Genomic DNA, 1,595 nt, shown 5'->3' with positions numbered 1-1,595 from the left:
CACTCTTTCACGGCAAGCGCCTGTCCGTGGAGCTGATCGTCCGTGTGGTGGCCTGCCTGGCGGAAGGCCTCGGCATTCGCGCCACAGCCCGGGTGTTTGAGGTGGACCCCAACACGGTGCTCCAGTGGCTGGTGGCAGCCGCCGAGCATCTCAAGGCCTTTACGAGTTATTTTCTCTGCGACGTGCACGTCACGCAGCTGCAACTCGACGAGTTGTACGCGCTACTCCGTGGCCTCAAGGCTGGAGCAATCAGTGAAGACGCCGTCCTCGAGCGTCTTGAACCGTCTCGCCCGTGGGTGTGGACGGCCATGGATCCCGTGAGCAAATTAGACATTATCGGATTTAACCAGAGCTGACCAAACTCAGCACATCGCAGGTGGGGAACGGGTGACGACAACGCACGCGGAGATTGTGCAAGCCGCACGCAATCTCCATGACCAGATCAGACATGCCGGCTTTCGTCAGGCGCAAGACATCTTTGACAAGCCGACACCGTTTCACCCCGGCAATGACGTTTTCTACGACCACGCGTGCCCGGGAGATGAGGTGATGGAGGCACCTGTCTGCTCCGCGCACCTCCTGGCCTGTGGGGGGTTTTTGGCTGCTGCGTGAGGCCGCCCGCCGGCTCCTAGCCCTGCAAGCCCGTGTCCTGGTCGAGCGTGGCGTTGGTCGGAGAGGCCATCTCTCCTGCAGCGGCCGCTTTCTTATCGTGCTTTTTCCCGGCCACGGTCGGCCCCAGAGAGACGACTGTGGTGGGGTGTGCGTTGACCAGCAGGAGGTTCTTGGCCGTAGGGGTTTTCTGCTTGCCGCTGGCCGGCTCCGGGTGCTGCGCGGCCGTGGTGGGACGTTGGCGACGGCGCTCCGTACCGTCGATGGCCATAGCCGGGGCGCCCGCCCGCGCCAGGGCACTGGGGGCAACCCGGCTGGCATCGCGCTCCGGCGCCAGGCCGAGAGCGGCCAAGGCACGGTGGAGGCCAGGGAGCAAGCGCTGAATCCAGTAGGGGGGCTGGGGTTGGCGGAGCTCACATGGCACACCAGGCCTGGTGTGCAAGGGATGGGTTTGCTGGGAGACGAGGAGAAAGAACAGTTGGTCTGCCATCTGCGGCCAGCCGCCTTTGGCGCCACCGCCGCTCTGGCGGTGGCGTCCCTTGCCTGCCCAGGTCTTGTCTGGCGGAGAGAGGACCGCCTAGGCCGCAGCAAAGGCTGGCAGCACACGGGCGAACTCGTCGTGCCTCAGGCTGGGCGCCGCCAAGAACTCTCGCGGTCTGTCTTGTAAGGTCGAATAGGTTAGCAGGGAATAAGTAGACACTATCTCCGATAATGTCTATTATCGATTTTAAGTCGTTGACGTTATTTGTCTACTTAACCGATATTGACTCAGATTCTGGTGCCCATAGTATTATTGAAGGAACGCACAACAATAAAGGATTGAAAAATATAAACAATCTTACGCTTGCTGAAAAGGTAGCGCAGGAAAAATTTGGTGGTAGAATCAAAGTCATTGTAGGCAAGAAGGGCACAGCTTTTTTTGAGGAAACGAGTACGTACCACAGGGTAGAAGTTTGTAAGAGGAGACGATTAATACTATCAATCGA

3 protein-coding genes are annotated in these 1,595 nt (G+C 59.4%); 2 read left to right on the top strand and 1 reads right to left on the bottom strand.

What is annotated here, in order from left to right:
* The coding region (locus VJ369_RS05020; protein ID WP_414652619.1) for a hypothetical protein at positions 1–356 on the top strand (356 nt) is incomplete at its 5' end.
* 272 nt (positions 357–628) lie between these two features.
* Here the strand turns inward: VJ369_RS05020 and VJ369_RS05015 are convergent.
* Positions 629–880 carry a hypothetical protein gene (locus tag VJ369_RS05015; RefSeq protein WP_324091024.1) on the bottom strand — a complete coding sequence of 84 codons (252 nt, stop codon included), beginning with the start codon at positions 878–880 and terminating at the stop codon, positions 629–631.
* A 440-nt stretch (positions 881–1,320) separates the two neighbouring features.
* Here VJ369_RS05015 and VJ369_RS05010 point away from each other — a divergent pair.
* Positions 1,321–1,595: hypothetical protein (locus VJ369_RS05010; RefSeq protein ID WP_324091023.1), on the top strand; the 275-nt coding region annotated here is incomplete at its 3' end.

The organism is Glutamicibacter sp. (genome assembly GCF_035257265.1).
Classification (GTDB): domain Bacteria; phylum Actinomycetota; class Actinomycetes; order Actinomycetales; family Micrococcaceae; genus Glutamicibacter.
Note: the sequence above shows the minus strand (reverse complement) of the source record. Positions and strands in the feature narration are given on the sequence as shown.

What these genes read in the sequence shown, in the direction of transcription:
- VJ369_RS05015 (WP_324091024.1), bottom strand. Translation starts at nt 880, where the DNA reads ATGGCCATCGACGGTACGGAGCGCCGTCGCCAACGTCCCACCACGGCC.